Here is a 1,875-nt window from a genome sequence, read left to right on the forward strand (position 1 = left end):
GGGGGGCCGGGACGGTCACGGCGGGCGCGTCCGCGGCCTCGACCTCGATCCCGGCCTCGGTCACAGGAGCCCCGTCGGACCCGCCGGACGCGTCGGAGCCATCGGCACCGTCGGCGGCCCCGGACCTGGCCGAGACCCCGGACACCGCGGACCCGATGACCGGGACAGGGGCGCCGTCCGCGCCGCCGGACGCCTCGGACGCCTCGTGCGGGGAGAGATCGGAGGGCGCCGGTTCGCCGCCACTCCCCCGGTCCTCGACCGGAGGACCCTCTGACAGCTCTGCCGCCCCGGCACCCTCGGCCTCCGGGCCCGCGCCCGGCTCCGGGGCCTCGACGGGACCACCGGTGCCGGCACTCCCGGCCCCGTCACCGCCGTCCCCCCGCGGCTCCGCCGCCGGCGCCCACGGAGCGGGGGCGCCGCCCGGCAGGGTCGCCGGGGCCTCCGCGTACGGCCTGACGGCCGAGGCCGCGAAGTCGCCGGACTCCTCGGCCGGGCCCGTCCCTTCGGCCGTCTCGAAGCCGTCCGGTGCGCCCGGGATCTCCCACTGGCCGGTCGAGCCGGGGCCGGCGGGCGCCGCCGTCTCCGTGAAGCGCCACTCGGCCGTCGCGTGCGGGTCCTGCTCGAAGTGCTCGGCGTACTGCCCGGGCTGCCCGGCACCGTACCCACCGTGCTCGGCGTAACCGGGATGCCCGTCGTACGCGCGCTGCTCCTCGTACCCGTCCCGCTGCCCCTCGTACCCGCCCTGCCCGGGACCGTACCCGCCCCGCTCCGCGTACTCGGTGCCGTCGAAGTACTGGGTCTGCTCCGCCTGGGTCGGGACGTGGACCGACCAGGTGCCGGTCGCCGACGGGTCCGCCGACGTCTGCGTGAGCGGCTGCAGGGGGGTGATCATCGGCGGTACGTAGCCGTGGCCGGGGGCCTCCAGGGGGACGCCGTCCAGCATGAAGTCGGGCGGCAGCTGGACGAACGCCGTGGCGTCCCCGTCGTACCCCTCGCTCTGCGGGATCGGCTCCCAGCCGCCCTCGTCGCGCCGCTGTTCGTCGCTGCTCACGCCAGTGCCCTCCCCAGTGCCCGTCGGGCGAGTGCGGCGACGGTGCGCCGCAGGTGCAGTACGGCCGGGGGCAACACCTCGTCGCCCGGCGGGTCCGGGATGCAGGCGGCGGCGACGTACTCGCCGAACGCCGCGAGCGCCTCGGGGGCGAGGGCCCGGTCGTTGTCCCAGTCGACCAGCGAGGCGATCCAGCGCTCGGCCTCCAGCGGGCGCAGCGGCATCGGCGCGACGGCGCCGACCGCGCAGCGCACTCCGCGCCGGGCCGGGTCGAGGACGACGGCGACGGAGGCGGTGGCGCGGGCCGGACCGGTGCGGCCGGTGGCCTTCACGAAGACCTGGGGCGCGTGGAGCAGCGGGACGCGGACGAAGGCGACGAGCTCGCCGGGGGCCAGCAGGTCCCGGCCGGCGAGCAGGTGGGAGACGGGGATCTCGCGGGTTCCGAGCGGCCCGAGGACGACGAGGTCGGCCTCCAGGGCGGCGAGGACGGGCAGCGAGTCGCCGGTGGGCGCGGCGGTGACGACGTTGCCGCCGAGGGTGCCGGGGCGGCAGAGCTGTCAGAGGGTCCTCCGGTCGAGGACCGGGGGAGTGGCGGCGAACCGGCGCCCTCCGATCTCTCCCCGCACGAGGCGTCCGAGGCGTCCGGCGGCGCGGACGGCGCCCCTGTCCCGGTCATCGGGTCCGCGGTGTCCGGGGTCTCGGCCAGGTCCGGGGCCGCCGACGGTGCCGATGGCTCCGACGCGTCCGGCGGGTCCGACGGGGCTCCTGTGACCGAGGCCGGGATCGAGGTCGAGGCCGCGGACGCGCCCGCCGTGACCGTCCCGGCC

2 pseudogenes are annotated in these 1,875 nt (G+C 78.0%); both read right to left on the reverse strand.

Annotated elements, in window-relative coordinates:
• A pseudogene (locus EAO70_RS38325) lies at positions 1-1,051 on the reverse strand (xanthine dehydrogenase); the annotation flags it as partial.
• Positions 1,048-1,605, reverse strand: a pseudogene (locus tag EAO70_RS34935) (FAD binding domain-containing protein); the annotation flags it as partial. The pseudogenes EAO70_RS34935 and EAO70_RS38325, both read right to left, overlap by 4 nt.
• Positions 1,606-1,875: the final 270 nt, after the last annotated feature.

The organism is Streptomyces sp. adm13(2018) (genome assembly GCF_008042145.1).
In the GTDB taxonomy this organism is placed as follows: domain Bacteria; phylum Actinomycetota; class Actinomycetes; order Streptomycetales; family Streptomycetaceae; genus Streptomyces.